Annotated in this window: 24 protein-coding genes; 14 read left to right on the forward strand and 10 right to left on the reverse strand. The window is 41.3% G+C overall.

Annotated elements, in window-relative coordinates; genetic code table 11:
* Positions 1-267 precede the first annotated feature (267 nt).
* A complete protein-coding gene (gene dpsA / locus ACM0OP_RS14135; protein ID WP_414529053.1) occupies positions 268-822 on the reverse strand; it encodes a DNA starvation/stress protection protein DpsA in 555 nt (184 codons plus the stop codon).
* Positions 823-1,343: 521 nt separating this feature from the next.
* Here dpsA and ACM0OP_RS14140 point away from each other — a divergent pair.
* Both ACM0OP_RS14140 and ACM0OP_RS14145 read left to right on the forward strand, forming a co-directional pair.
* Positions 1,344-1,601 carry an Asr1405/Asl0597 family protein gene (locus tag ACM0OP_RS14140; protein ID WP_414529082.1) on the forward strand — a complete coding sequence of 86 codons (258 nt, stop codon included), beginning with the start codon at positions 1,344-1,346 and terminating at the stop codon, positions 1,599-1,601.
* A gap of 56 nt (positions 1,602-1,657) precedes the next feature.
* Positions 1,658-2,317 carry a (2Fe-2S) ferredoxin domain-containing protein gene (locus ACM0OP_RS14145; protein ID WP_414529054.1) on the forward strand — a complete coding sequence of 220 codons (660 nt, stop codon included), beginning with the start codon at positions 1,658-1,660 and terminating at the stop codon, positions 2,315-2,317.
* A 185-nt stretch (positions 2,318-2,502) separates the two neighbouring features.
* On the opposite strand, the gene ACM0OP_RS14150 is transcribed toward ACM0OP_RS14145, so the two are convergent.
* Together ACM0OP_RS14150 and ACM0OP_RS14155 are read right to left on the reverse strand one after the other, a co-directional pair.
* Positions 2,503-3,624, reverse strand: a complete 1,122-nt coding sequence (locus ACM0OP_RS14150) for a Rid family detoxifying hydrolase (RefSeq protein ID WP_414529055.1) — start codon at positions 3,622-3,624, stop codon at positions 2,503-2,505.
* An 82-nt stretch (positions 3,625-3,706) separates the two neighbouring features.
* Positions 3,707-4,144: an NUDIX domain-containing protein gene (locus tag ACM0OP_RS14155; RefSeq protein ID WP_414529056.1), complete on the reverse strand. Its 438-nt coding sequence runs from the start codon at positions 4,142-4,144 to the stop codon at positions 3,707-3,709.
* A gap of 346 nt (positions 4,145-4,490) precedes the next feature.
* Here ACM0OP_RS14155 and malQ point away from each other — a divergent pair, with 346 nt between their 5' ends.
* On the forward strand, positions 4,491-5,999 hold the full coding sequence (gene malQ / locus ACM0OP_RS14160) for a 4-alpha-glucanotransferase (RefSeq protein ID WP_414529057.1): 1,509 nt from the start codon (positions 4,491-4,493) through the stop codon (positions 5,997-5,999).
* A 281-nt stretch (positions 6,000-6,280) separates the two neighbouring features.
* Here the strand turns inward: malQ and ACM0OP_RS14165 are convergent, their stop codons facing one another.
* Positions 6,281-7,123, reverse strand: a complete 843-nt coding sequence (locus tag ACM0OP_RS14165) for a helix-turn-helix domain-containing protein (RefSeq protein ID WP_414529058.1) — start codon at positions 7,121-7,123, stop codon at positions 6,281-6,283.
* Entirely contained in the window at positions 7,120-7,914 is a 795-nt protein-coding gene (locus ACM0OP_RS14170) for a pseudouridine synthase (RefSeq protein ID WP_414529059.1), read from the reverse strand. Before ACM0OP_RS14170 ends, ACM0OP_RS14165 begins: the two co-directional genes overlap by 4 nt.
* Positions 7,915-8,053: 139 nt before the next feature.
* Here ACM0OP_RS14170 and ACM0OP_RS14175 point away from each other — a divergent pair, with 139 nt between their 5' ends.
* Entirely contained in the window at positions 8,054-8,761 is a 708-nt protein-coding gene (locus tag ACM0OP_RS14175) for an LmeA family phospholipid-binding protein (protein ID WP_414529060.1), read from the forward strand.
* A 33-nt stretch (positions 8,762-8,794) separates the two neighbouring features.
* On the opposite strand, the gene ACM0OP_RS14180 is transcribed toward ACM0OP_RS14175, so the two are convergent.
* Both ACM0OP_RS14180 and cbiT read right to left on the reverse strand, forming a co-directional pair.
* Positions 8,795-9,685: a phosphatidate cytidylyltransferase gene (locus tag ACM0OP_RS14180; RefSeq protein ID WP_414529061.1), complete on the reverse strand. Its 891-nt coding sequence runs from the start codon at positions 9,683-9,685 to the stop codon at positions 8,795-8,797.
* 252 nt (positions 9,686-9,937) lie between these two features.
* Positions 9,938-10,540, reverse strand: coding sequence for a precorrin-6Y C5,15-methyltransferase subunit CbiT (gene cbiT / locus ACM0OP_RS14185; RefSeq protein WP_414529062.1), 603 nt, complete (start codon positions 10,538-10,540; stop codon positions 9,938-9,940).
* Between the two features lie 95 nt (positions 10,541-10,635).
* On the opposite strand from cbiT, the gene ACM0OP_RS14190 reads away from it, so the two are divergent.
* Both ACM0OP_RS14190 and tatA read left to right on the forward strand, forming a co-directional pair.
* Positions 10,636-12,042, forward strand: coding sequence for a serine/threonine protein kinase (locus ACM0OP_RS14190; protein WP_414529063.1), 1,407 nt, complete (start codon positions 10,636-10,638; stop codon positions 12,040-12,042).
* A 405-nt stretch (positions 12,043-12,447) separates the two neighbouring features.
* Positions 12,448-12,615: a twin-arginine translocase TatA/TatE family subunit gene (gene tatA / locus ACM0OP_RS14195; protein ID WP_414529064.1), complete on the forward strand. Its 168-nt coding sequence runs from the start codon at positions 12,448-12,450 to the stop codon at positions 12,613-12,615.
* A gap of 46 nt (positions 12,616-12,661) precedes the next feature.
* Here the strand turns inward: tatA and cphA are convergent, their stop codons facing one another.
* Entirely contained in the window at positions 12,662-15,364 is a 2,703-nt protein-coding gene (cphA, locus tag ACM0OP_RS14200) for a cyanophycin synthetase (protein WP_414529083.1), read from the reverse strand.
* A 198-nt stretch (positions 15,365-15,562) separates the two neighbouring features.
* Positions 15,563-16,426 carry a cyanophycinase gene (locus ACM0OP_RS14205; protein ID WP_414529065.1) on the reverse strand — a complete coding sequence of 288 codons (864 nt, stop codon included), beginning with the start codon at positions 16,424-16,426 and terminating at the stop codon, positions 15,563-15,565.
* 607 nt (positions 16,427-17,033) lie between these two features.
* Here ACM0OP_RS14205 and trmD point away from each other — a divergent pair.
* From trmD to ACM0OP_RS14245, 8 genes are all read left to right on the forward strand, one after another.
* Entirely contained in the window at positions 17,034-17,741 is a 708-nt protein-coding gene (gene trmD / locus ACM0OP_RS14210) for a tRNA (guanosine(37)-N1)-methyltransferase TrmD (RefSeq protein WP_414529066.1), read from the forward strand.
* 42 nt (positions 17,742-17,783) lie between these two features.
* A complete protein-coding gene (ispF, locus tag ACM0OP_RS14215; protein ID WP_414529067.1) occupies positions 17,784-18,272 on the forward strand; it encodes a 2-C-methyl-D-erythritol 2,4-cyclodiphosphate synthase in 489 nt (162 codons plus the stop codon).
* A gap of 167 nt (positions 18,273-18,439) precedes the next feature.
* Positions 18,440-20,224 carry an ABC transporter substrate-binding protein gene (locus tag ACM0OP_RS14220; RefSeq protein WP_414529084.1) on the forward strand — a complete coding sequence of 595 codons (1,785 nt, stop codon included), beginning with the start codon at positions 18,440-18,442 and terminating at the stop codon, positions 20,222-20,224.
* A gap of 62 nt (positions 20,225-20,286) precedes the next feature.
* Positions 20,287-21,075 (forward strand): nickel pincer cofactor biosynthesis protein LarB, encoded by a 789-nt coding sequence (gene larB / locus ACM0OP_RS14225; RefSeq protein ID WP_414529068.1) that lies wholly within the window; start codon positions 20,287-20,289, stop codon positions 21,073-21,075.
* Between the two features lie 118 nt (positions 21,076-21,193).
* Positions 21,194-21,400, forward strand: a complete 207-nt coding sequence (locus tag ACM0OP_RS14230; RefSeq protein ID WP_414529069.1) for a hypothetical protein — start codon at positions 21,194-21,196, stop codon at positions 21,398-21,400.
* A gap of 102 nt (positions 21,401-21,502) precedes the next feature.
* Entirely contained in the window at positions 21,503-22,891 is a 1,389-nt protein-coding gene (gene argH / locus ACM0OP_RS14235; protein WP_414529070.1) for an argininosuccinate lyase, read from the forward strand.
* Between the two features lie 752 nt (positions 22,892-23,643).
* The gene (locus tag ACM0OP_RS14240) at positions 23,644-24,135 is read left to right on the forward strand and encodes an NUDIX hydrolase (RefSeq protein ID WP_414529071.1); all 492 of its coding nucleotides are present in this window, start codon (positions 23,644-23,646) and stop codon (positions 24,133-24,135) included.
* A gap of 36 nt (positions 24,136-24,171) precedes the next feature.
* Complete coding sequence (locus ACM0OP_RS14245; RefSeq protein WP_414529072.1) at positions 24,172-24,987, forward strand: alpha/beta fold hydrolase; 816 nt, start codon at positions 24,172-24,174, stop codon at positions 24,985-24,987.
* Positions 24,988-25,136: 149 nt separating this feature from the next.
* Here the strand turns inward: ACM0OP_RS14245 and ACM0OP_RS14250 are convergent, their stop codons facing one another.
* Positions 25,137-26,051 carry a metallophosphoesterase gene (locus tag ACM0OP_RS14250; RefSeq protein ID WP_414529073.1) on the reverse strand — a complete coding sequence of 305 codons (915 nt, stop codon included), beginning with the start codon at positions 26,049-26,051 and terminating at the stop codon, positions 25,137-25,139.
* Between the last annotated feature and the right edge of the window lie 26 nt (positions 26,052-26,077).

Genomic DNA, 26,077 nt, shown 5'->3' on the forward strand with positions numbered 1-26,077 from the left:
TCATAAAGTCCCCTCCCCTAGTAGTTTACTTCTACTTGTGTGTACACCGTAGGCTCCGTTGGGGGGAGGGTTAGGGAGGGGTTCTGTTTATGTATTTTTATCTGAAATCGCTGTAGTTAGTGAAAATATTATTGGTAGCCATTTCATCCCATTAAAAATGGCAGGGAATAGTTATACTACTCCTGCCATCTTTTATCTTTATTTAAGATTTAAGCCCGCCAATTATTGCATGAGAGTAGATTACACAAAAATCAAATTATCACAGAACTAATTCTGCACAGGTTGGACAAATCCCAAGGTTAAGCTGTCTTTAGCCAGGAAGTGTGCTAAATGGTAGGCTCGTTCTTCAGTTTTTACCAAAATTTGCTCATAGAGATACCGTGTACCCCGGTCGCCCAAACTCTCAGCTTGAGAGGCTTGACCACGAATCACTTTAATAATCGCTTGTTCTGCGGCTAAATCATTTTCTATCATTTGACGGCAAGAATATACGCCATCTGGTTCTTGTGCAAAACAAGTTAATTCCGCTAATTTGCTAAAGCTAGCAGCTGGTACACCACCCAGTCCGTTTAACCGTTCGCCAATTTCATGGATATGATCTTGTACTTGCTCATAGCTGTCACTAAAGAACTCATGTAGCGAGTAAAATTCTGAACCTTCCACCACAAAATGATGCTTCTGGTACTGTAAATATAATGCTTGAAAGCTAGCTAATACAACGTTAAAACCTTCAGTTACCGGAGCGGTTACACTGCGATCTAACAATACAGGATTGTCGTAAACTTGACCAAAATTTTGTAAGAGTGTTTGTGTATCAGACATTGGTTCTCTCTCTTTTTAACAGTGATGGCTTTTAATTGCTTCTCTTTTATATATTAACATTTAAAAAATCAAAGCAAGGTTAAATAATATCAAAATATTGAGATTTTTCTGTGTCATAAATAGCAATTTTTGTTATTTACTTAGATAATTAACCTCTATATTTATAACTGAGTATTTCCCGCTAATGACAATATTTTTGAACTAATTTATAGACATCAAAATGTAAAAAAGTGATTACTTATTAGTTCTTTTTCTAAACAAGCCAACTAGGTAACTTTTATACATTTAAACATCCAGTATTGGAGAAGAATCTATCTATTCTCTCCATTTCTTCGTACCTACTGTGAGATACATAACCGGAACTTATGCTGAATCCTTGAGATTTCGTGTTAAATTAATTGAGAATATATCCTACTTAAGTTATGCTATTTGAAGGAAGCTCTACTCCCCAATATTTTCTGATTCAGGGGGTAAAGGCACAGTAATTAGTGTAATTTAGTCGCATTTTGGGGGCTAGTTTGTTGAAACCATTAAGTTCAGAAATCGAGAATAATTTTGTTTTAGGAGTGGAGTGGGTAGATAGATGGCAGGTCTATCAACGTTTAAAGGAGCTAGATATTCCTTGCTGGTGTGAGACTAACCAACCATTGTGTGTAGAGATCAATCATCCTCTGGCAATTATTCAAGTTTGGTCTGTGATACAGCAATTAAGAGCATCACGCCAAGATTTAATTTGGGGTTTGGAACAGTCTTGGAAGAGTCGCTACCGAAAGTTTTGAAGTTTTGACATATAACAGATATTCAGGCTGAGTTAGTTAACAGGAGATTAAGGAAAATGAATGCATCTTATAATACAGAGACTTCGGAATTTTGCCTGGAAGGAAGGTTGATAGATTTTGTAATTAAAGATGGCTATAAATTGAAGGGGCTGTTATTAGGCACTGCTGAGGGTGAATGTTATGTTAAACTTGCTAAACATTTGCGTGCTGCTTTTGACTTGCGTTTAGCACAAGGTACTTGGCTACAAGTTGTTGGTTATAAAAAGCGTGATATAAAAAAAGATAAAGTTATTTTAAAAGCAGAGCGTGTGATGGCAGCACGTTCGGAAATCGGGAGTGTGGCTACTCTGACTCCAGTACAGGAACCTCCAGCAATGAAAACTAGCCAAGCAAAAGCGGGTAAAAATAAACACACAATTTTGGTGTGTCAAAAGTCTGATTGTATGAAGCGTGGTGGTAAAGCTGTTTGTCAGGCGTTGGAAGCGGCTTTAAGTAATCGCGGTTTGGAAGACAAGGTGACGATTAAAGGTACTGGCTGCATGAAAAAATGTAAAGCAGGTCCTAATATTGTTATGCCAGATAAAACCCGCTATAGTCGTATTCCTTCTACACAAGTGCCGATAATTATGGATAAGCATTTTGCAGATGTGGTTGAGGAACAGCCAGATAGTTGCGCTGAAATTTTGTCAGACCATTGCAAGTTCGGTGGAATGTAATTAGCCAATGAGTGAGTTCTCTGTGTTTCCTGGGTTTTTTTACGTGATTTTTTGCAAATTTTTTTCAATATTTAAAATGCGATCGCCTGTATGGTTAAATTAATCAAGGCGATCGCTTAATATTTGGCTGCAATTTAGAACACCACCCCCAGCCCCTCCCCGCAGGCGAGGAAGGGAGTAAGATTTTAGATGACAGCGATACAATCAATTTCGACTAAAACATTTTTTGGTAGGCGAGAAACCTGCACACAAGCACGAGCGGGGGCTGTTTCTTCAGAAAAATATTGAGCATAAACCGCATTCACGGCGGCAAAATCATTCATATCAGCTAAAAATACTGTGGTTTTAACCACGTTTTCAAACTTAGCACCAGATGCTGTCAGAATAGCTTCTAAGTTAGCCATTACCTGCTCAGTTTGTTTTTTAACGTCATCTGTGTAGACCACATCACCGAGGCGGGGGTCAATGGCGATTTGACCAGCTACAAAGATCATTTTACCGGAAGCGGCGATCGCTTGATTATATGGTCCCACTGGAGCCGGTGCGTTATCAGTCCGAATTACTTCACGAGTCATAGATATCACTTTTTCTAACAATGTTTCTGGAGTACCAACTTCACCCTCTGAAGTAGTGGGCTGGTAAACTTCCCCATCAGGCATTATTGCACCCGTTAGGTCAGCATTTTTAAAGGTTGCACCATAAATATTTGCTCCGGTTAAATTTGCCTGTTTCAGATTTGCACCATCAAAGTTTGACAGCATTAAATTTGCATTTGACAAATTGGCTCTTTCTAAATTTGCAGCTTGTAGACAAGCATTTTTAAGGTTTGCTTGTTCTAGGGATACCCCAACTAAATCCGCCTCAGCTAAATTCACTCCTGACAAATTACATTTTTCCAGACAAACTCCCCGAAGTTGAGCTTTTTGGAGATTAGCGTTTTCAAACAATGCATTAGTAACATTGGATTGCGTTAAGTTTACTTTTGTTAAATTTGCCCTCAAAAAAGTTGCATCTTTCAAATTTGCGTAGCTTAAATCAGCACCCTTGAGATCAGCCCAACTGAAATTAAGAGAAACGCCCTGAATTTGATTGAAATTTGTAGATTGTAAATATGCTCTAGAAAAGTTTGCTTCCCAAAGATAAGCTTTTGTTAGTGTAGCCTCACTTAAATCTGCCCCACTCAAATTTGTTTTCTGTAGGTCTATGTCATTTAACTTTGCACCCTTGAGTTCTACCCCACTCAAATTTACCTGTTTAAATTGTTTTTGACCTGCGGCATATTTCTCCAACAATTCCTCAGCATCCATAAAGCACCCTAAAACACCACAAACCCAGTATAATCGCAGAAATTCTCTCTTCTCTTGGCGTACTTGGCGACTTGGCGGTTAATTAATCAAAACCCAACCGAGGACGCAACCCATAATCCCGATACCGCCAGTAATCCTGCAAAATGCGGTCATGATCAAAACATAAATTACTCGGCACACGCCAAGACTCAAAAATCCCGATATTCTTAGCATCATCACCCGCCATTGGTTCCCCAGTAGCCCTTGCCAAAAACACAATACTGATAGTATGCTGACGCGCATCCCGCCCAGGGTCAGAATAAACCAAAAACTGTTCAATTAAATCCACCTGCAAAGCCGTTTCTTCCTCAGCTTCCCGTCGCGCCGCCACCTCCACCGCCTCACCATAATCGACAAAACCCCCAGGAATCGCCCAACCCAAAGGGGAATTATGACGCTCAATTAAAACTATCGGTCGATATGGACGATCAACCAATTCAATGATGATATCAACCGTCGGTGCAGGATTTCGATAAGTCATAGTGATTAGTCATGAGTTAAATGATAAATTTAGTTGGGTAATCATTTTCACACAGAGAAGTTGGCAGCAGAGTGAAATAAAATATCCTTCCATCCTTAGAGTAAAGCCCTGGCGACTAGAAGTCGCGGCTACACAAACTTGACGCGAAGCGTCTTCCTGTAGGGAAGGCCGCCTGCACGGGTTAAAAACCTTGATTTTTCATTAGTCCACGCAGGTGGACTTTGCCTGTGTAGTAGTGAATTATATTCGCCTAAAACTTTTAAAACATCCTCTTAGACAGCTTTCAATAAAAACCTGAGCATGATAGATTCGATGGGATATCTCGTTACTATATTTGAAGTTAAATATGCCTTTTCCTAGATCCAGTGGAATTTTACTGCATCCTACATCTTTTCCCAGTCGATTTGGCATTGGAGACTTAGGATTACAAGCCTATAAATTTATTGATTTTCTGAGAGAAAGTAACCAACAGTATTGGCAAGTTTTACCATTAGGTCCCACTGGATACGGTAACTCTCCTTATGCTGCATATTCAGCAATGGCGGGAAACCCCATGCTCATCAGTCCAGAACAACTTGTAGAACAAGGTTTATTAGCTGAAGAGGACTTTGCTAATTTACCAACATTTGACGAATTTAAGATAGATTACGAGCCAGTTAAGTCCCTCAAAACTGCATTACTTAAAAAAGCTTGTCAGAACTTTCAAGTTAAAGCGACAGATTTCCAACAAACAGAATTTTCAGGTTTTTGTCACAGTAAAGCCCATTGGCTTGATGATTACGCCTTATTTATGGCGTTGAAAGATGCTCATCATGATACCAGTTGGCACACTTGGGAGGCGGAACTTGTCAAACGGGAACCAGCAGCAATAGAGCAAGCTAAGGAAAAGTTAGGGGCGGAAATTTATTATTATAAGTTTGTCCAATTTGAATTTTTCCGCCAGTGGTCTGAACTCAAATCTTATGCCAATATGAGCGGAATTTACATTATTGGTGATATTCCTATATATGTAGCCCAAGATAGTGCTGATGTTTGGGCGCATTCTCATATTTTTTGTTTAGATGAAGAGACTAGAGAACCAGCTTTAATGGCGGGAGTTCCACCCGATTACTTTAGTGAAACTGGTCAATTATGGGGAAATCCTGTTTATGACTGGGAAGAGTTACAAAAACAAGATTTTAAATGGTGGGTAGGTCGTTTTGAGGCGATGCTAGATTACATAGATGTAATTCGCATTGACCATTTCCGGGGCTTTGAAGCTTATTGGGCTGTGGAACGAGGAGAAACAACAGCCATGAATGGCGAATGGATGAAAGCGCCAGGAGAGGAGTTATTTGATACGATTAAAACTCAATTGGGTACACTACCAGTATTAGCGGAAGATTTGGGGGTAATTACACCAGAAGTAGAAGCATTGCGGGACAAGTATGAATTTCCCGGTATGAAAGTTTTGCAGTTTGCTTTTGGTTCTGATCCTGGTAATTCATTTTTACCCTTTAACTACACCCGTAATGCTGTTGTTTATACGGGAACTCATGATAACGACACGACTGTAGGTTGGTTTAATCAAGCCAATGATTGGGAAAAGCGTAATTTACTACTCTATTTAGGTTGTATTAGTCCTGAAGGTATCCACTGGGATTTAATTAGATTAGCTTTGAGTTCTATAGCCAATCAAGCCATTATTCCTTTACAGGATATTTTAGGTTTGGGAACCGAGGCGCGAATGAATTTTCCTAGTACGGCTGAGGGTAACTGGGGTTGGCGTTATCAGCCTTCATTGTTAACAGATGAAATAGGAGAGCGCTTGAAGCATCTGACCCAACTCTATGGACGCGCACCCCAGGAAAAATAAACTATAGCAGGGAGCAGGGGAACAGGCCGCAGGGAGAAGCCTTGACACTGTTTAATTGCAAGGTTTTCATGACCTGTTTTTGTCATAATTTCCTTGGGATTTGCTATAGATTCACGGTTAGGAAAAACCGGGGCGTTTTCAGGGAGGGTGATGGGGTGACAAATTTCCCATAACCCAGTTCCCATGACCCGTTTATAGCACTACGCATACACGTTAGGATATAAACTGATCATAAAAGTTAGACACCGAAAGGCTTTTACCCTACTCCCCACCCATACTGCTTAATTAGTTGGTTTACTACTAATCTTGATTTCTTGATATTTCCCTGATTCGCCTATTTGTTGAGCTGCTTGCTGATTGACACTCATCAACACACTACCGCCATTATCAGTTTTTACTGTTAGCTCTTCTTGGGCTTTCCAAGTGCGCTGAGTTCCCTGTGGAAGAACCCCTTCAAATTGGACTTTACCATCAGCTACTATACGAATCCAGGATGATGCTTTCAAGGTTACACCAATGTGTACTGAATCGCTATTATTGGTGTCATTAATGCTGTTGTTAACAGGTGTTAAACTCGCGGATAATTGTGGGGAATTTAATTGATTTGGTGGGGCTTGGAATACAGTTTGTCCCCCTGGCTGTTGATTGCTATCGCTGACAGCATTACTTTTCAGTGCATGAGATAAGCTACTGACAGAGCATAGGATTAGGGATATGTAAAGTAAGTAAAGGTGAATAGGTCGTAATAGACCAATTGAGTAACGTCGGAGGGGAATTAATAGACTTGGGGATTTCTTTTTTTTCCGTGGTAAATTCACCTGTTTATGTCTACCGAGGGGAAAACTGCTAGCAAATTCCCCTCCATTCAAGCCTAATGCGTCGGCAAATTGCCTGATTAAACCCTGAAGATAAACTGGTTCTGGTAAATCCTCTAATTTGCCTTGTTCAATGGCTTCTAACAACCGCAGGGGAATTTTGGTCAAACCTACCATTTCTTCCAGTGATAAAGCCTGTTGTTGACGAGAAGCACATAGGCGAGCGCCCAGTTCTGCCAATTTTGTTTCTTGTTGTTGGTCTAATGAAACTTTGGGCTGCTCTTTCTCTTTACTTTTTAGCCATTTCATGCTTTTGATGCGCTCCTGACCTCAGCTGTATCTTGAATTGGTAGATGCTTAATCTGCTCTTGTAAAAAGCGAATTTCAGCGCTTTTAAGAGAACGATAGTTACCTGCTTTTAAAAGGGGTAATTTTGACATTTTTAATTTAATGGGGCCGATAGAAGTACGATGTAGCTTAATTACTGGATATCCCAATTGTTGAGCTACTCGGCGAATTTGTCGGTTTCTCCCTTCTTTTAAAACTATTTCTAAATGGCTGTTTTTTGCAAGTCTTTTGATCAAATTCACTTCAGCAGGACGTGTTTTTCTGCCCTCTAAGACTACACCTTTACGCCATATTTCTAGAATTTCTGCGGCGGGATGTCCTTTGACTAAAACCTCATAAGTCTTGGGAATACTGTGACTGGGATGGGTGAGTCCAAATGTCAGACTCCCATCATTTGTCAAGATTAATGCTCCTGTTGATTCTGCATCTAAACGACCAACGGGATGTAAACCTGAACCTTGGGTTAATTCTTCAGGGAGTAAGTCCAAAACTGTTTTTCTTCCTTGTGGGTCGTAGCAAGTGGAAACTACCCCTGCTGGTTTATGTAGCAGTAGATATATTAAAGGCGGACGCTGGTGAGGCGAGACGAGCTTACCATCTACTGAAATTTTATCTGTTTCTGGGTCAACTTTTTGACCTAAATGAGCTAATGAGCCATTGATTTTTACGCGCGATCGCCGAATCATGTCTTCAGCTTCACGACGGGAGGCAATACCCCATTGCGCTAAAATTTTTTGTAACCGAGCCTCCATGTTGTAATTACTGTATGTGACTTCAACGGTGGGGATAATCAATATAATATTTTTTGCGTTAATTAGCTATCGGTGTTAAATTTAGAACTTATTTTACTTAAGTTACTGTGAAACAAATAGGTATAAAAAAACTGGTTCAATGGAAAATTTACCACCTAAAAAGTCACACAAAACCCGTATAATCACAAATGTGCTGACAACAGCGCTCAAGTTTTGGTTAAAATCACAAGTTAGCCAAGTATCCCAGTTGGATGTGGAAATTAAGGCGGGCGATCGCCAACTTCTCTCTGGACGTATTCCCTGGGTCAGTATTAATGCCACTAACGCTGTGTATAAAGGTATTCATGTTACACAAATTCAACTCGCAGCAGAAAATATTCAGGTGAATATCGGTGGCATACTTAAAGGTCAACCAGTTAAACTGTTACACATAGTACCAGTAGTTGGCAATTTAATCATTGAGGAAAAAGATATAAATAGTTCTCTAGGATCGGAACTATTATCTACAGCTTTAAATGATGTAGTTTTGAAAATCTTACCAGAATCTTGCTTAAAATATCAGCTAATTTCCTGGGAAAAAATAACTATTGGGGATCATAAAATTCTAGTTGTAGGTATTATATCATCTACCAGTGAACTTACACCTATTGAGATTAGTTTAAATTTAGAATTAGTCAACGGTCATGAGTTAAAACTAGAGAATATCCAAGTCAGGCAAAATCAGGTAGCAATGTTAGAGAATGAACATAGTTTCCATATCGATCTTGGCTCAGATATTGATATTCAAGAACTAACTTTGATTCCTGGTAAGCTGGTATGCCAAGGAAAAATTAACGTCAATCCTTGAGAAATAGCAATTAGAAAGTGACTAATCCTTACTTTAAATGTCGGCTATTAACGGTAATAAAAGTGTGACAAAATAGTAAACTAAAGGGGCTGTAAAGATATAACTATCAGTCCGGTCTAAGATACCGCCGTGACCAGGAATCAACTGACCAGAATCCTTTACCCCAGCATCACGCTTGAGCATAGATTCTGTTAAATCACCTAAAAGACTGGCAATACCAATCAGTAAACCCAATGCTACACCAGTGAAGATAACTTTTGGTAAGTGGAGATAATAAGCCCCTGCTAAACCAACGGCGATGCTAGCAGTAATACCAAACACCGCACCTTCAACGGTTTTTTTCGGGCTAATATCAGATAAACGGGTTTTACCAAAAAATTTACCAATAATATAAGCGCCGATATCAGCAGCCCAAATACATAAAAAACTCAGAACCGTTAAGGTTAACCCTTGTGGTAGAGATGCTAAACTGTTTGGCTGTGTAATGTCTAGCCAATTTTCAGGCCAATAACCACCGAAAGGAAGGTTGCTGCTGGCTAAACTATCTAGAGTGCGTAATCTTACCCAGTAACTTGATAAATAACCAACATAAAACAGTCCCATAATGGAGGCGGAAATATCAGAAATTGTCGCCATTTTGGGCTGAAACAGTAAGTAAAAACAAATTAGTGTGCCAGCTATGGGCATGACAGCATCAGCAAGACTGTCATTAATATTACAAATCACTAATAAGGCTTGACTGACAAACATAGTGGTTTTAGCCGCAGGAACAATACCTCTGGCTCGGACTAAATTAAAATATTCTTCTTGACCTAAAAAGACAACCACTGCAATGGCGATCGTAAAGTACCAACCACCTAATAGGGTTGCAATCAAAGCAAGGGCGATCGCTATAATTCCACTAATAATTCTAGACCAAGGCATATAAATAACTATTTTGAATGAAGTATTGGGGATTGGGGATTGGGTATCGGGGATTGGGTATTGGGTCTTCAAAATCAGGAAAACATTTTCCTAGTCCCCAGTGATGCACTGAAGTATTGGGGATTGGGGATTGGGTAACGGGGATTGGGTATTGGGTCTTCAAAATCAGGAAAACATTTTCCTAGTCCCCAGTGATGCACTGAGCCTGTCGAAGTTCCCCCAGTCACTAGTCCCTAGCCCCTAGTCCCCAATCTAGTCTAGTTTCTCACCACTGAGGATAAAAATGGGATCTACAGCTGCAAAGGTTTGAGAAAAGCCGCGCGTCTCCAGGCGGTTAACAGCAGATTGCACCACTTCAATATTTCTCGCGCGCAAAAGAGAAAAACTTTGAGAAATAGCATACAAACCTTCTAGATTAGCAGCTGTGGCGACTACTCTACCAGATGGCGGCAGATAATTCCAGACTGCTGACAAAATATCCTGAATGGTTTTTCCACCTTCAATACAAACGCGGTCAGGAGCTATTTTGAGATGATTTAAACAGTCTGGGGCGTTACCTTCAACTACTTGCACATTTTTGACTTCAAAGCGATCGCAGTTGCGCTTAATTAATTTGGCAACATCTTCATCCCGTTCCACTGCCATAATTTGTCCACTAGGACATAGTAGCCCTGCTTCTACAGGAATTGTCCCCGTTCCCGCCCCAATATCCCATAATACTGAATCAGGTTTGAGACGCAATTGAGAAATCAATAACAGCCTAACTTCTCTTTGGGTGAAGGGAATACCGGGTAAATGCTCAAATAATTCATCGGGAATACCAGGGGTAACATAAGGCCAAAGTTGGGAAGGCATACAAAGACACAATTATACTTAAAGATATCAGCTTGCCTAATTTGACAAGCTATCAGCTAAGAAAGCGTTTAAACACACTGTTATCAGCAATCATAATGGTCAGCGAAATCTTAGACCACCGCTACGAAGTCCAGCAGGTATTGGGAAAAAAATCAGGGCGGCGATCGCTATTAGCCAGAGATAAAGTAACTGGGGAATTGGTAGTTGTAAAGTTACTTACATTTAATAGTGACTTTGAATGGGATGATCTCAAGCTGTTTGAGCGTGAAGCTGAAACATTAAAATCTTTATCCCATGCGGCTATCCCTCGCTATTTAGACTATTTTGAAGTCAATTCACCTAATATTAAAGGATTTGCTCTAGTACAGAGTTATATTCCGGCTCAAACATTAGAGCAATACTTACAAACTGGGCGGACTTTTACAGAAGCGGATATAAAACAGGTAGCCATAGCAGTTTTAGAGATTCTCACCTACTTACATGGGCTGCATCCCCCTGTAATTCACCGTGATCTTAAGCCTAGCAATATTTTATTAGGTGAGCGTTCTGGAAATAGCGTCGGTCAAGTTTACCTAGTGGATTTTGGTTCAGTACAAACTGTCCTGGCGGCGGAAGGTGGAACTAGGACTGTAGTCGGAACTTATGGTTATATGCCTCCAGAGCAATTTGGGGCGCGGACCGTTCCTGCGTCTGACCTTTATAGTTTAGGTGCAACTTTAATTTATTTAAGTACGGGTACTCATCCCGCCGATTTACCCCAAAAAGATTTTCGCATTCAGTTTGAGCAAGTGACTAATCTCAGTCGCCATTTTCAGAAATGGTTACAGTTGATGACTGAACCGAATTTGGAACGGCGACCCAGTTCTGCTATAGCAGCCTTGCAAGCTTTGAATGAGTCTCAATTGAATAGTCCTCTCGCCATCCCTCTCGCCATCAATGTTGTCCAACCTGTTGGAAGTAAACTTCAACTCACCAAAAACTCAGATTATCTAGAAATTCTGATTCCACCAGTGGGTTTTAAGTTGGAGATGTTATTTACAGGTTTTTTTACGGTTTTTTGGAATGCCTTTGTCCTGTTTTGGACAGTTGGCGCTCTTTCTGGTCCCCCTTTTCCTCTCAACCTGCCCTTTGCTTTGTTTTCACTGCCCTTTTGGGGGGTGGGCTGGTTTATGATAGGAAGCTTACTTATGGGGTTATTTGGCAACATTAGACTGGGTTTAGATAACGAGGAAATAGCCTTGCAATATCAATTATGGATATTCAAGTCTTATCGTCCCCAGCCATCCCCTAGAAACAGTATTACTAAACTCATGTATATTCCCAAACACATGACACTAGACTCGGACGGTGATAAAACTACAGTGGCGGCGCAGTTGGAGATTTGGGCGGGAGTCAGGAAGTATCGGCTTAATGTCAACTTTGGTAGTATTCAATCGGAAGCGGAATTGGAATGGCTAGCACATGAATTAAGTGATTGGTTAGGGATGGAAATTACCCAATAATTAATGTTTCAGCACTCATAGAGGTGGGGAGTTGGGAGTTGGGAGTGGGAAGTGGCGAAAACCCTGTAAATATCAGTGAGGGTAGTGGGGTGAGGTTATTGGATTTCACTCAACCGATAAACGTTATATTTAGGGCTTGCGGAAAAAGTCTTCTAGTGGGGATAGGGAACAGGGAACAGGGAACAGTTTAAGCTATCTGGGTATCCTCAATTTCCTGTATCCGACAAGAAAAAATGCAAGTATTTTGAGACACCATAAGCTAAAACTTTGCAGTTTTTTGTAATAAAAATCCGCAAAAACCTGATTAATAAAGGGTTTTATCTTTATTCAACAAGCCCTATTTACGATGAGCGTCAACAGATAATGTTAGTTTAATTTTGATAGCCCCTTAACAGGTAAGATATTATGTTTGGACTGGGATGGCCGGAGGTAGTGATAATTTCTATAGTCGCTATCGTGGTTTTTGGCCCTAAGAAAATTCCGGAATTGGGAAATGCACTAGGTAAAACCTTACGGGGTTTTAAGGAAGAATTGGACTCTAATGATGATGACACTAATAGTGAAAAAGAATAGGAATAGCCAAGGGTAGAGACGCGATTAACCGGTCTCTACTGTTGGACTAGAGTAAAGTATTGATCACAGAAGATGTCACGCCATTTTGGGTATCTAGCATTGTCGTGGAGGTATTTTGTGGCTGTACCTCCTCTTTTACTAAACCGCGCAGCTTGATTAATTTGATCGCCCGATTGACACTTTCTGGCAAAATTACCACCAAACTGTTATCAGGAGCAGTATCTAAGGCTTGATTAATGGCGGAAGCTTCATCCAAAATTGACTCATAACGGCAGTTGGGATTGACTTCTTTAATGCCTTGAATTATTAAATCCGCAGCTGATCCCCGTGAACGTCCTCTGGTATCATCATCTTCTTTGACAATGATGTAGTCAAAAATATCTGCTGATAATTTGCCCAGTGTAACAAAGTCTTCATCACGGCGATCGCCAGGCCCACCAATGACACCAATCCGCTCTCCTGTAGTCCAATTGCGGACAAAAGAACCCAATGCTTCATAACTGGCTGGATTATGAGCATAGTCTACTAAAGCATGGTGTTTACCTAAATTAAATAAATTCATCCTTCCTGGAGTTTGACTCACAGAAGCCCGGAAGGTCTTCAAGCCAGCACGAATCTGCTCAATTGTGACATTCTGCACAAAGGCTGCCAAACCTGCGGCTAAAGCATTAGCAATCATAAATGGTGCGCGTCCACCCATTGTCAAGGGAATATTTTCTGCCCTTTCGATGCGGTGCGTCCAATCACCTTTGACAATTGACAGATAGCCATTTTCATAAACCGCCGCCACTCCTCCCTTTTGGACGTGCTTCCGCACTAATTCCGAGTCGGGATTCATTGTGAAATAAGCAATATTAGCTTTTGTTTTTTCCGCCATAGCCGCAACGCGATGATCATCGGCGTTCAGGACTGCATAGCCATCAGGAAATACGGCTTCTGCTACCACACTCTTCAGGTTAGCCAACTGTTCAATAGTATCGATATCGCCTATACCTAGATGGTCAGCAGCTACATTTAAAACTACACCCACGTTAGCCATTTCAAACCCTAGCCCAGAGCGCAGAATACCACCACGAGCAGTTTCCAGTACAGCCACTTCTACAGTGGGATCTTCTAGAATGACGTGGGCGCTTTGGGGTCCGGTATTATCTCCAGATTCAACTAAGTATTCACCGATGTAAGTACCATCCGTAGTCGTATAACCTACTACTTTACCCGTTTGCTTGTAAATATGTGCTAACAGTCGAGTGGTAGTAGTTTTACCATTAGTACCAGTGATACTTAAAATGGGAATTAATCCTGACTGTTCGTTGGGAAACAGCATATCCATCACGGCTCCAGAGACGTTGCGGGGTGTGCCTTCGCTAGGGGCAACGTGCATCCTAAAACCTGGGGCAGCATTGACTTCCACCACTACAGCATCTGTCTCCCGTAGGGGACGACTAATATCTGTAGTCACAATATCTAGTCCGGCAATATCCAAACCAATAATTTTGACTATCCTTTGTGCCAGCCAAATATTTTCTGGGTGGATTTCATCGGTACGATCTATGGCACTACCACCTGTACTTAAATTAGCTGTTGCTCTCAGGTAACAAACTACTCCTTTTGGTGGCACACTCTTGAGGGTGTAACCTTGCCTTTCTAGCAGTTGGTAGCTGTTACGGTCCAGTTCAATTTTAGTGAGGATTTTATCATGACCATCACCCCGATTGGGGTCTTCGTTGGTTTCAGAAATTAGATCGCCAATGGTGGATCTACCATTACCAACGACGTGGGCTGGTACACGTTCGGCTACTGCTACAACTTTGCCGTCTACAACTAGTACCCGATGGTCTCGCCCCAGGTAATAGCGTTCAATAATAACTGACCGAGAAATTTGTCTTGCGGCCTCGTAAGCGGCCTCAGCTTCATCCCAGGTTCTAATATCAATAGTAATTCCACGTCCGTGATTACCATCTGATGGTTTGATGACGATGGGATAACCGCCCACGTATTCAATTGCTTCTTCTAGGTCATCTAAAAAGTTGATCACTGTACCTCTAGGTACTGGCGCTCCTGCTGCTGCGAGAATGCGTTTAGTAGCTTCTTTGTCGCAAGCCAGTTCTACTCCCAGGATGCCTGTTTTATTGGTCATAGTTGCTTGCATCCGCTTCTGATTCACTCCGTAACCCAGCTGAATCAAAAAGCGCGCACTTAACTGTGTCCAGGGAATGCCTCTTTTTTCGGCTTCTTTAATAATGGCTTCTGTGGAGGGACCTAAAGAAGATTCACGCCATAGGTCTTTGAGGTCTAGGATATCTTGTTCCAGTTCTGCTTTTGGATAACGACCTCTATCAACGATACTTTGGCACAGCCGCACTGCTGCTCGTCCAGCGTAGCGTCCCGCTTCCTCATTTAGGTACTCGATCACAACTTGGAAGACTCCAGGTGTGGCAGTTTCACGGGTGCGCCCAAAGCCTACATGCATTCCAGCTAGTTCTTGGAGTTCTAAGGCTACGTGTTCCACGATGTGTCCCATCATGGTGCCTTCTTTGACTCGCATTAAAAAACCGCCGCGACAGCCAGGGGAGCAATAGTGACCCTCCAGACTTGGTAGCGCCTCTACTAATCCTTCATAAAAGCCAGGGATTTCATTTGAGGGTATCTCGGCAAGGTTTTCTAAATCGAGGCGCATAACGATCAGCTTGTGGCGTCGAATGCTCCAGTAGTTTGGGCCACGTAAGGTCTGGATCTTGAGGATTCTCATGGGAATAGGTAGATGGAGATTCGGAACCAAAATTCTAGTTTCTTACTGAAATTGACCGCTAAACTGTTCATAATAAACAGTTTTTTCTTTTTTCATGGTATCCTTATCATTTTTTTACAGCCGGAAACCAAATGAGCGTTCAATACAGATTGTGACTAATCTCAACCCAGTGGGGATAATTTGGGTTACTCTATTCCTTCAGCTAGAAATGCGATGTACAGCAGGTAATACTGTGCGCTGATATAGGTGGTAGCGATCGCCATAACTGAGGATGTGCAGTCGTAAATTATGCACGGTTAGAGGTTCATTAGCACCTACATGAGGTTCATTGGTATGGGTAACTTCTGTGGGATCTACAATGGTGACACTGCCTTTACCGACAACTTGTAGCCAACCATCACGTTCAAATACGGCACAGGTATCTTCATCAATACCGATACCTAGACGGTCTGGATGAGCTGCGATCGCACTAATCAGGCGACCCATGCGATTACGATTGTGAAAGTGCTGATCAACAATCACTTCCGGGATAAAGCCCAAACCCGTCGCCATATCGACCAAGGAACGATTGGGAGTTTCACCACTACCACCACCAGCAATCATGTGATGTCCCATGACAGCAGCCCCAGCACTAGTACCTGCTAGAGTCAGTTGTCCGGCTCGCACCCGTTGACGGATAATTTCCATTGCTGGCGTATCTGACAGTACACCACAAAGACGTAATTGGTCGCCTCCGGTGAGAAATACCCCAGTACAGGATTCCAATGATTCTTTGACTTGAGCCGTTTCGCATTGTTCCCGTTCGCGGATGTCTAAAATTTCGACCTTTTCCGCACCCATTTCTTCAAATAGGCGAATGTATCTACCACCGATGATAGCGGGTTCACGGGAGGCAGATGGAATAATTGTAATATAGGCCTTACTAGCACCAGCACGACCAAAAAAAGTTCTCAGGATATCGCGTCCATGAACTTTATCTTCTGCGCCTCCGATAACCAGAACGGCGGTTTTAGTTGCTTGGGGTGTCCTCATTTCCAGCGATTTAGCTTTTAATTGCGGCATTATGTTTCTCCTGTCAACAACTTCAGGTGAATTTAATCAGGTATAGACTATGGCCACTGAAGCTATCAATCTTGTTGTGTTTGATTTTTCGGCTTCGCTCAAGGTTAACCTGTCCCTAGTGTCATTCGGGTTTAAGTTGCCCCTCGCACTTGTAGACTGATACACAGGAAGCGTTAACATTCATGTGTCCTTGGCTGTTGCTTAAACCCAGTACCTTGTTTTTCACCTGTACACTTTTCCAGACTGGCAAAATAATGCTTGGGAGACTAGACATGACACTTGTGTTGGCGGGGTTCCCCGTTAAAAAAAGTGTTCTTTTTCCCTTTGCTATGGGAGTTCATCAGGTCTTAACACGCTTTTTTTTGAGGCTGGGCTTATGCAGCCACCGAAGTTGTTAACTTGGTCAGATTATTAATTTAAATGTAGTTGTGACAATATTTAAACACAAATTAAGTAATTAGAAAAACTTTTGATTCTACCTCAAATCAATAGTTCTGGTACTTTTAGTCACTATTGATTAAACTTATCTGTAGTTCTATCCTACATTGACTGATTGTGTTTGCTAGACATTCAAATTTAAGATTAGTGTTCTCGAATACGAATTACTGTGCGCTTTGATATAGTTACACTTTTTCCCGACTGTTTTACCTCTGTTTTAACTTCTGGGCTGTTGGCTAAAGCCTTGGCTAAACAGATTGCCCAAGTTAATCTGGTTAATCCCAGAGATTTTACCACTGATAAGCATCATAAAGCTGATGATGAACCCTATGGCGGTGGCGTGGGGATGCTGATGAAGCCGGAACCTATCTTTACTGCTGTGGAGTCCCTACCAACTCTACCCCGCAGAGAGATAATTTTAATGAGTCCCCAAGGGGAAAGGATAAATCAACCTTTGTTAAAGGAATTGGCGACAAATTATGACCAACTAGTAGTTATCTGCGGTCACTATGAGGGGGTGGATGACAGAGTGCTGCATTTAGTGACTCGTGAGGTGTCTTTAGGGGATTTTATTTTGACTGGTGGGGAAATTCCTTCAATGGCATTACTTAATGGCGTGGTGAGGCTCCTACCAGGAACTGTGGGCAAAGTCGAATCTCTCAAGACGGAAAGTTTTGAGGAAGGCTTGCTAGATTATCCCCAATACACTCGCCCGGCAGATTTTCGGGGCTGGAAAGTTCCTGATGTCCTGCTTTCGGGAAATCATGCTGAAATTGCCAAATGGCGATATGAGCAACAAATTAAAAGAACAGGCGATCGCCGCCCCGATTTGCTGAGAAAATGGCAAGAGGAGAGGGGAATGGGGAGCAGGGAGTAGGGAGTGGGGGGAGTGTGGGGAGTAGTAATTTTCTAATGACCAATGACTATGAATCTTCGGATTGGTAACGGCTACGATATTCACAAATTAGTGCGCGATCGCCCTTTAATTTTAGGAGGAATCCAAATTCCTCATGAATTGGGTTTATTGGGGCATAGTGACGCTGATGTACTCACCCACGCCATTATGGATGCCATGTTGGGGGCATTATCCCTGGGGGATATTGGTCATTATTTTCCCCCCACTGATCCTCAATGGGCAGGGGCGGATAGTTTAGTGCTATTAACTCAAGTACATCAGCTAATTAAAAATCAAGGTTGGCAGATAGGCAATATTGACACAGTAGTAGTAGCAGAACGTCCCAAATTGAAACCGCATATTGAAAAAATGCGTGATCGGTTAGCGACTGTTTTAGAATTAGCACCAAATCAAATTGGTATCAAAGCTACCACTAACGAAAAATTAGGCCCTGTTGGTAGAGAAGAAGGTATATGCGCTTACGCGGTGATTTTATTAGTAGCTAGTGATTAGTCAATTTATTGAATGATCAGATATTCTGCTATGACCAATAATTCCTTAATGGTACAAGCCCCCTGATTTATCTGTGAGGTCGAACCAAAACCCAAAATCCAAAATCTAAAATCTAAAATTGTTTGACTGGCTTACGTCTAGGTAATCAAACTAAACGAGAAATTATGATGATATTACATAAAAAAATCTCTAATCAAGCAAAACGTTCTTGGTTGCTCATCAGTCTAATTGCGTTTACAGCCATGACAATTGCCGCTTGCAATCCATCTAACTTTAAAAGTACAGCCGCTCAAGTACCACAGTTAGTAAGCAGCATTCTCAGTGACCCTAAAACCTTTAACTATGCGCTCAGTTCAGAATCTCCTAATATTTTTGGAATTACTTTTGAGGGATTAACCACCGAAAACCCGATAACTGCTGAAATTGAGCCAAACTTAGCAGAATCATGGGAAACTGCCGATGATAACTTGGGATTTACATTTACTCTAAGAGAGAATTTGAAATGGTCAGACGGTCAACCATTAACAGTAGATGATGTAGTTTTTACCTACAATGAAATTTACTTAAATGAAGCGATTCCCACAAATGCGAGAGATGTTCTCAGAATTGGTGAAAGTCGGGCATTACCTAATGTTAAAAAAATCGATGATCGGCGAGTTCAATTCACAACTTCAGAACCATTTGCACCATTTTTGGGAGTTTTGGGACTACCAATTTTACCTGCTCATGCTTTAGAAAAATCTATCAAGACAAAAGACCAAGAAGGTAAGCCAATATTTCTGTCAAAATGGGGCGTTGATACTCCTGTCGATCAAATTATTGTTAATGGCCCTTACAAACTAGAGGGTTATGACACTAGTCAAAGGGTAATTTTCCAGCGCAACCCCTATTATTGGCGTAAAGGACTACAAGGAGAATCTCAACCTTATATTGAACGAATAGTATGGCCAATTGTTGAATCCACAGATACCTCATTGCTACAATTTCGTTCTGGTAGTTTAGATACTGTAGCAGTTACACCAGATTATTTTTCGTTGTTAAAAAAGCAAGAAAAACAGGGTAATTTCACAATTTATAACGGTGGACCAGCTACTGGGACAACGTTTGTTTTTTTTAATCTCAACAAAGGGAGAAGAGATGGCAAACCGCTAGTAGATCCAGCAAAGTCACGTTGGTTCAATACAGTGGAATTTAGGCAGGCTGTAGCTTATGCTATTGACCGCCAAACGATGATTAATAATACTTTTCGCGGCTTGGGTCAAACTCAAAATTCACCAATTACTATCCAGAGTCCCTTTTATCTTGCACCTGAAGAAGGACTAAAAACCTACGACTATAATCCCGAAAAAGCTAAGGAATTGCTCAGAAAAGCTGGATTTAAATATAATGCCCAAGGGCAACTATTAGATGCCGAAGGAAATCGCGTTCGCTTCACTTTACTGACAAATGCTGGTAACAGAATCCGCGAAGCAATGGGAGCGCAAATTAGACAAGATTTAGGCAAAATCGGGATGCAAGTCGATTTCACGCCTTTGGCATGGAATACTTACACAGATAAATTGAGTAATACTCTGGACTGGGATGCTTCTATATTAGGATTTAGTGGCGGTTTAGAACCGAATAGTGGGGTTAATCTGTGGTCGCCTGAAGGTGGATTACATATGTTTAATCAAAAACCTCAAGCGGGACAAAAGCCCATAGAAGGCTGGGAAGTCGCTCCTTGGGAGGCCAGAATTGGTGAACTTTACATTCAAGCCGCCAGGGAATTAGACGTAGCCAAGCGAAAAGAAATTTATGCCGAAACTCAGAAGATTACCCAGGAAAATTTACCATTGATTTACTTGGTTAATCCCTACTCATTATCAGCAGTGCGGAATAAATTTGTGAATATCAAATACTCAGTTTTGGGAGGTCCATTCTGGAACATTCATGAAATTAACATTATCCAGTAGACAAATATGCCGCTCTATTTTCTCCTTTTCCTCATATCTCCATCCCCTCATCTAAAATTACTGTGACTCAACCTGAAGCTTTGCGATCGCTCCTCCAAGAGGTTGCCAATGGTAAAGTTACCCCAGATATGGCCTTTAACTCACTCAAAGATTTGAGCTATGAATCTGTGGGTGAATTTGCCAAAATTGACCACCACCGTGAACTGAGAACTGGTTTTCCTGAAGTGATTTGGGGGCCAGGTAAAACTCCCGAACAAATTGTAGAAATTATGCGGGTGATGCGCTTACGAAACTCAGTAGTGATGGCAACTCGCATTGAACCAGCAATTTATACTGCACTGCAACCAAAGATTAGAGATTTACGATATTACGAATTGGCGCGCATTTGTGCCATTTCTCCCCCTACCATCGAACCTAAAATGGCCGGGTTAATCGGTATTCTCTCGGCTGGTACTGCGGATTTGGCTGTAGCAGAAGAAGCAGCTGTGACAGCAGAACTTTCTGGCTTTCGTGTACAGCGTCTTTGGGATGTGGGTGTTGCGGGGATTCACCGCTTACTCAATAATCTTGATGTGATTTCATCATCATCGGTACTGATTGTTGTGGCGGGAATGGAAGGCGCTTTACCCAGCGTTGTAGCAGGTTTGGCAGATTGTCCCGTGATTGCAGTCCCCACCAGTATCGGTTATGGTGCAAGTTTTGGCGGTTTAGCTCCCCTATTGACAATGCTTAACTCTTGTGCGTCTGGTGTGGGTGTGGTGAATATTGATAATGGGTTTGGTGCGGCTGTTTTAGCTGGGCAAATTTTGCGAACAGCTGAGAAATTACGCTTAATATCTTCTGGATCTTAAGTGGTTACAGTTAAGTTATACTTAGTGGTTCAAGAGTTAGTCAGTTCAGTGTTTATCAGGCAAACACAAATAACCGGCTATCAAAAATTGCCCTGCATCACCCAAAATTTACCAAGTTATGAATTACTTTAGCGGTGTAATATCTCAGTTAGTTTGGCATCTACCAGTAAATGTTACCGTGTTGGCTCAATATGTGAATGACCCAGATTTGTTAGGTCAAATGCAACAGGCTTGGAACAACTTTGTCCTCACAGGTCAAATCTGGGCATTTTTGATTGGTATAATCATTGGCTATTTTCTGCGGAGTCTCACCAGTTTCGGTTGAAATGGATAGGAAGTTAGGGCTAGGAACAGAGATGAAAAAGTGATAAATTCCTCTTGTTATTCCTCAAGCACAATTTCCTATTCCCTACTTCCCTAATTATTTATGACTAAAGAGCAAACTTGGAGTCAGAGATTTGAATCAGCGTTGCATCCGGCGATCGCCCGTTTTAATGCCAGTATAGGTTTTGATATTGCATTAATCGAATATGACCTGACTGGTTCTCAAGCTCACGCCAAAATGTTGGCTCACACTGGGATTATTTCCCCAACGGAGGGCGAAAAACTAGTGGCGGGTTTAGAACAAATTCGCCAAGAATATCGCCAAGGCCAATTTCAGCCGGGGATTGATGCGGAAGATGTACATTTTGCTGTGGAACGGCGATTAACGGAAATTGTTGGTGATGTCGGTAAAAAACTGCATACCGCGCGATCGCGTAATGACCAAGTAGGTACTGATACCCGACTTTATCTACGCCATGAAATTAAACAAATTCGTAGCCAATTGCGGGAATTTCAAAGTGTCCTCCTAAATATCGCCGAAAAAAACGTAGAAACTCTCATTCCTGGTTACACTCACCTACAACGCGCCCAACCCGTGAGTTTAGCTCATCACCTATTGGCATATTTCCAAATGGCACAACGGGACTGGGAACGCCTGGGAGATGTTGCTAGTCGCGTCAATATTTCCCCTTTGGGTTGTGGTGCATTGGCGGGAACAACTTTCCCAATTGACAGACATTACACCGCCGAACTATTGCAATTTGACAGTATTTATGCTAATAGCTTAGATGGAGTCAGCGATCGGGACTTTGCCATTGAATTTCTCTGTGCTGCCAGTTTGATTATGGTTCACCTCAGCCGTCTCTCGGAAGAAATCATTCTCTGGGCATCTGAAGAATTTCGTTTTGTTACCCTCAAAGATAGCTGTGCTACAGGTTCCAGCATTATGCCCCAAAAGAAAAACCCCGACGTACCAGAACTAGTCAGGGGAAAAACCGGGCGAGTCTTTGGTCATCTTCAAGCCATGCTAGTGATCATGAAAGGACTACCCCTGGCATATAACAAAGACCTACAGGAAGATAAAGAAGGCTTATTTGATAGCGTTAACACCATCAAAGCTTCATTACAAGCAATGACAATCCTATTGCAAGAAGGCTTAGAATTTCAGACTCAACGTTTAGCAGCAGCAGTTGCAGAAGACTTTTCTAACGCCACCGATGTAGCAGATTATCTCGCCACTAAAGGTGTACCCTTCCGGGAAGCCTACAATCTCGTAGGCAAAGTAGTAAAAACCAGTATTGCCGCAGGTAAACTTTTAAAAGATTTAACCTTAGAAGAATGGCAAGAATTGCACCCAGCATTTAACACAGATATTTATGAAGCAATATCCCCACGCCAAGTTGTCGCCGCCCGCAACAGTTACGGTGGTACAGGTTTTACACAGGTAAATCAGGCAATTGCTACAGCCCGCACTCAAATAACAGCATCATAATTACCAAAATTGTTTTTCTCCTGATCTGATTCGGATCTAACAAACAAAGGCGTACATAATATATGTACGCCCTAAAACTTAAATAATAAGGATTTTTTGAGACGGCTTAGTCAGTATCAGCAGCTGCTGCGCCTTCTTCTTCCTCACTCTTCGGAGGTCTTTGTTGGAACCTTCTCTGCATTCTGCCTGTAGTAGTTCGTTTACGAAACTTTCTGGCATACGCCTGGTTCCGTAGCGCCTTTTCTTTTTTCGGGTTACGGCGCTTGGCCATGTTCACCTCATTTAATAAACAACAAAAAAGCGTAACTAGGGATTACATAAGCAATATTGATATACTTTTACCCTAGCTTAATTATCCACATACTTTTAACAGTATACTAGTCTATCGTATTTTATTGATTTATGTCAATCCTAACTAATTTTTTCTTCCGTCCTCAAATATTGCTGATTTGTGATCAGACAAATGACCTTATCAGGTTATTAGTCAGCATCTATTTACTTTTGGGACTGGGAGACATGAACTAGTGAGTATTTTATCCTCACCAGAAAATTACCTCCCAAAAACTGTATAAATAAATACTGAAAATTTGTACCTTTTCAGGCAACAAATAAGAAGATTGATATACTATACAAAATACCTAAAATAAAACCATCAAGTATTAGCACCTTTGTGTTACACAAGAATAAACTCAATAATGGGTTTTATGTAAATTGTAAGAAATGAGAAAACACAACATACCATTTAAGTTTGAATGTTCTTGCTTTTTTTTGGAACAGTTATCCAGTCCACACGTAACTTATGGCGTGTAGGACAAACAGTACTGGGTATTATTTTCCGTCATCCCATTACTGGTGCTAGTATCATTCCATTATTACCAGATGGTCGCATTGTCCTGATTAAAAGACGCGATGATGGCTGCTGGGCATTACCGGGTGGGATGGTTGATTGGGGAGAAGATATTCCTACAACAGTCCATCGAGAATTAATAGAAGAAACTGGACTAGAGTTAGTCAAAATTACCCGTCTAGTGGGAGTCTATTCAGCACCTGACCGAGATCCTCGTATTCATTCAATTTGTGTAGTGGTAGAAGCAGAAGTTACAGGAAAAATGGAGGTTCAAGATACTTTAGAGGCTATAGAAGTCCAGGCTTTTTCTCCTGATTCCTTACCTCTAGGAAAAATGTCTCATGACCACACTCGGCAGTTACAAGACTATTTAAAAGGCTTGACAACACTGGCATAAAACTATCTTTAATTTGAGATTTAAATGTAAATTAAAATGGATACCCTATTCCGTAACTCCCGGAGAAAACTCACTCAAGGGCTATTATTTTGGCGCGAAGCTGGTGAAGGCATTCCAGTAATTTTTTTACATGGTGCTTGGAACGATAGCAGTCAATGGGTATCAGTTGTTGAGTCACTCTCGGAAAATTTCCATTGTTTTTCACCAGATTTATTAGGTTTTGGTGATTCAGACAGTCCTAATCTTCATTACTCCATTGATTTACAGGTGGACTGTATAGCTGAGTTTATCGAATCTTTGAAACTAGAAAAAGTCTATTTAGTAGGCTATTCTTTGGGTGCTTGGATTGCTGCTAGTTATGCTTTAAAGTATCCAGAAAAAGTCTATGGTTTAGTGTTATTAGCCCCAGAAGGTGTCGGTGTAGAAGGACAAGAAAAATATAGGCGGAAAATGCAAAAATTAGTGAGCAATCCACCTGTTTTATCTCAAATCGTTAAACTATTTCGACCCTTAAATAAAATTGAGGGTTTGAAAGAAAAAATCGATCAAGATATGAGTTTACGTCAGACATTATTAAAAAATCCCATAGGCTGTGAGTTGTTATTCCAACGGCGACAGCCAGAAATTGAAGCAGAATTACTTCATCAAAAATTGCACTTGATGCAAGTTCCAGTTTTAATTTTACAAGGAGGTCAAGATTTATTAGATGCGGTTGTGAAAACTCAAACCTATACTCAACTATTACCTCAAGTAGAGTTAAAAATAATTGCTCACGCTGGTAATGATTTACCTGGTACTTGTGCAGGAATTGTAGCTAGAGATATTCGGGATTTTATCCAAGCTAATTATTAATTAATGAATGAGGGAGTAGGGAGTAGGGAGTAGGGAAGTGTGGGGAGTGTGGAAGAGGCAGGGGTGCAGGGGGCAGGGTGCAGGGGGGAAAAGTCCCCAATCTCTAGTACCTAATCCCCAGTCCCAAGTCCCCAGTTATAAAACCGCGATTAAACAGATTTCAAGTTAATTACACCCTGATCAAAAATCTGTTTATCAGTACCCATAGCCTGGACTTCTATTCTATCTGGATAGACACTATAAGCAGCAAAGGCAAGTCTTTCAGCAGAGTGTTCTGTCCACCGAGAACGCCCGACAGGACGCACACCAGCACCACTACCAGTGGTTAAATAAGTTGTGCCATCAATATTACCAGTACGTTCATAATGGTGGTCGTGACCATTAATATAAAGTTGCACATTGTACTGTTTAAACAGAGGTGTGAAGCGTTTAATTAATGTTTGACTAACTCCATAGTGACCTGATGAATAAAATGGATCATGACCAAATACTACTTTCCATGGTGCATCACTGCGGCTTAATTCTTGCTCTAACCAAATGACTTGATTTTCCCAATCAGCATTTCTGTTAGTATCCAAAGCAAAAAACTGGACAGCATCACGGCGAAATGTGTAATAACGTCCTGTCATATTAAAGCCGGGATATTTGATTTGCGGACTGCCGTTTTCGGTACGAATATCGTGATTACCTAAACAAGCATGGAATTTGACACCTTGGGTTAATAGTTTTTCATAGGGACGTTCAAAAACTGCACCGATTTTTTCTATTTCGCCGTCATTGTAAATGTTATCACCAGCTAAAACCACTAAATCATAGGGATTTTTCTGTTGATAATAATTCATCGCCCCAGCTACAGCATATTGACCTTTAGCGCCTGTTCCTGTGTCTGCAACGGAGGTAAAACGCAATAGCAACTTGTTTTTGGGTGGGGTGGCAGCTATCACTGATGAATTGGCAATATTAGAAATTTGATGTTGTTGATGAGCTAGTTTCCAGCCCACAAGTCCTGTCCCCATAGTCCCAAGACTACCTAAAAATAAGAATTGACGGCGTTTCAGGTTCATAAACTTACTTAACTCAATATTTAGCC

It is taken from the genome of Nodularia chucula CCY0103 (assembly GCF_963923915.1).
GTDB classification, from domain to species: domain Bacteria; phylum Cyanobacteriota; class Cyanobacteriia; order Cyanobacteriales; family Nostocaceae; genus Nodularia; species Nodularia chucula.

Bases quoted from the DNA above. Each gene is read 5' to 3' on its own strand.
- dpsA (WP_414529053.1), bottom strand. From the start codon at position 822: ATGTCTGATACACAAACACTCTTACAAAATTTTGGTCAAGTTTACGAC.
- ACM0OP_RS14145 (WP_414529054.1), top strand. From the start codon at position 1,658: ATGAATGCATCTTATAATACAGAGACTTCGGAATTTTGCCTGGAAGGA.
- ACM0OP_RS14150 (WP_414529055.1), bottom strand. From the start codon at position 3,624: ATGGATGCTGAGGAATTGTTGGAGAAATATGCCGCAGGTCAAAAACAA.
- ACM0OP_RS14155 (WP_414529056.1), bottom strand. From the start codon at position 4,144: ATGACTTATCGAAATCCTGCACCGACGGTTGATATCATCATTGAATTG.
- malQ (WP_414529057.1), top strand. From the start codon at position 4,491: ATGCCTTTTCCTAGATCCAGTGGAATTTTACTGCATCCTACATCTTTT.
- ACM0OP_RS14165 (WP_414529058.1), bottom strand. From the start codon at position 7,123: ATGAAATGGCTAAAAAGTAAAGAGAAAGAGCAGCCCAAAGTTTCATTA.
- ACM0OP_RS14170 (WP_414529059.1), bottom strand. From the start codon at position 7,914: ATGGAGGCTCGGTTACAAAAAATTTTAGCGCAATGGGGTATTGCCTCC.
- ACM0OP_RS14175 (WP_414529060.1), top strand. From the start codon at position 8,054: ATGGAAAATTTACCACCTAAAAAGTCACACAAAACCCGTATAATCACA.
- ACM0OP_RS14180 (WP_414529061.1), bottom strand. From the start codon at position 9,685: ATGCCTTGGTCTAGAATTATTAGTGGAATTATAGCGATCGCCCTTGCT.
- cbiT (WP_414529062.1), bottom strand. From the start codon at position 10,540: ATGCCTTCCCAACTTTGGCCTTATGTTACCCCTGGTATTCCCGATGAA.
- ACM0OP_RS14190 (WP_414529063.1), top strand. From the start codon at position 10,636: ATGGTCAGCGAAATCTTAGACCACCGCTACGAAGTCCAGCAGGTATTG.
- tatA (WP_414529064.1), top strand. From the start codon at position 12,448: ATGTTTGGACTGGGATGGCCGGAGGTAGTGATAATTTCTATAGTCGCT.
- cphA (WP_414529083.1), bottom strand. From the start codon at position 15,364: ATGAGAATCCTCAAGATCCAGACCTTACGTGGCCCAAACTACTGGAGC.
- ACM0OP_RS14205 (WP_414529065.1), bottom strand. From the start codon at position 16,426: ATGCCGCAATTAAAAGCTAAATCGCTGGAAATGAGGACACCCCAAGCA.
- ispF (WP_414529067.1), top strand. From the start codon at position 17,784: ATGACTATGAATCTTCGGATTGGTAACGGCTACGATATTCACAAATTA.
- ACM0OP_RS14220 (WP_414529084.1), top strand. From the start codon at position 18,440: ATGATATTACATAAAAAAATCTCTAATCAAGCAAAACGTTCTTGGTTG.
- ACM0OP_RS14230 (WP_414529069.1), top strand. From the start codon at position 21,194: ATGAATTACTTTAGCGGTGTAATATCTCAGTTAGTTTGGCATCTACCA.
- argH (WP_414529070.1), top strand. From the start codon at position 21,503: ATGACTAAAGAGCAAACTTGGAGTCAGAGATTTGAATCAGCGTTGCAT.
- ACM0OP_RS14240 (WP_414529071.1), top strand. From the start codon at position 23,644: ATGTTCTTGCTTTTTTTTGGAACAGTTATCCAGTCCACACGTAACTTA.
- ACM0OP_RS14245 (WP_414529072.1), top strand. From the start codon at position 24,172: ATGGATACCCTATTCCGTAACTCCCGGAGAAAACTCACTCAAGGGCTA.
- ACM0OP_RS14250 (WP_414529073.1), bottom strand. From the start codon at position 26,051: ATGAACCTGAAACGCCGTCAATTCTTATTTTTAGGTAGTCTTGGGACT.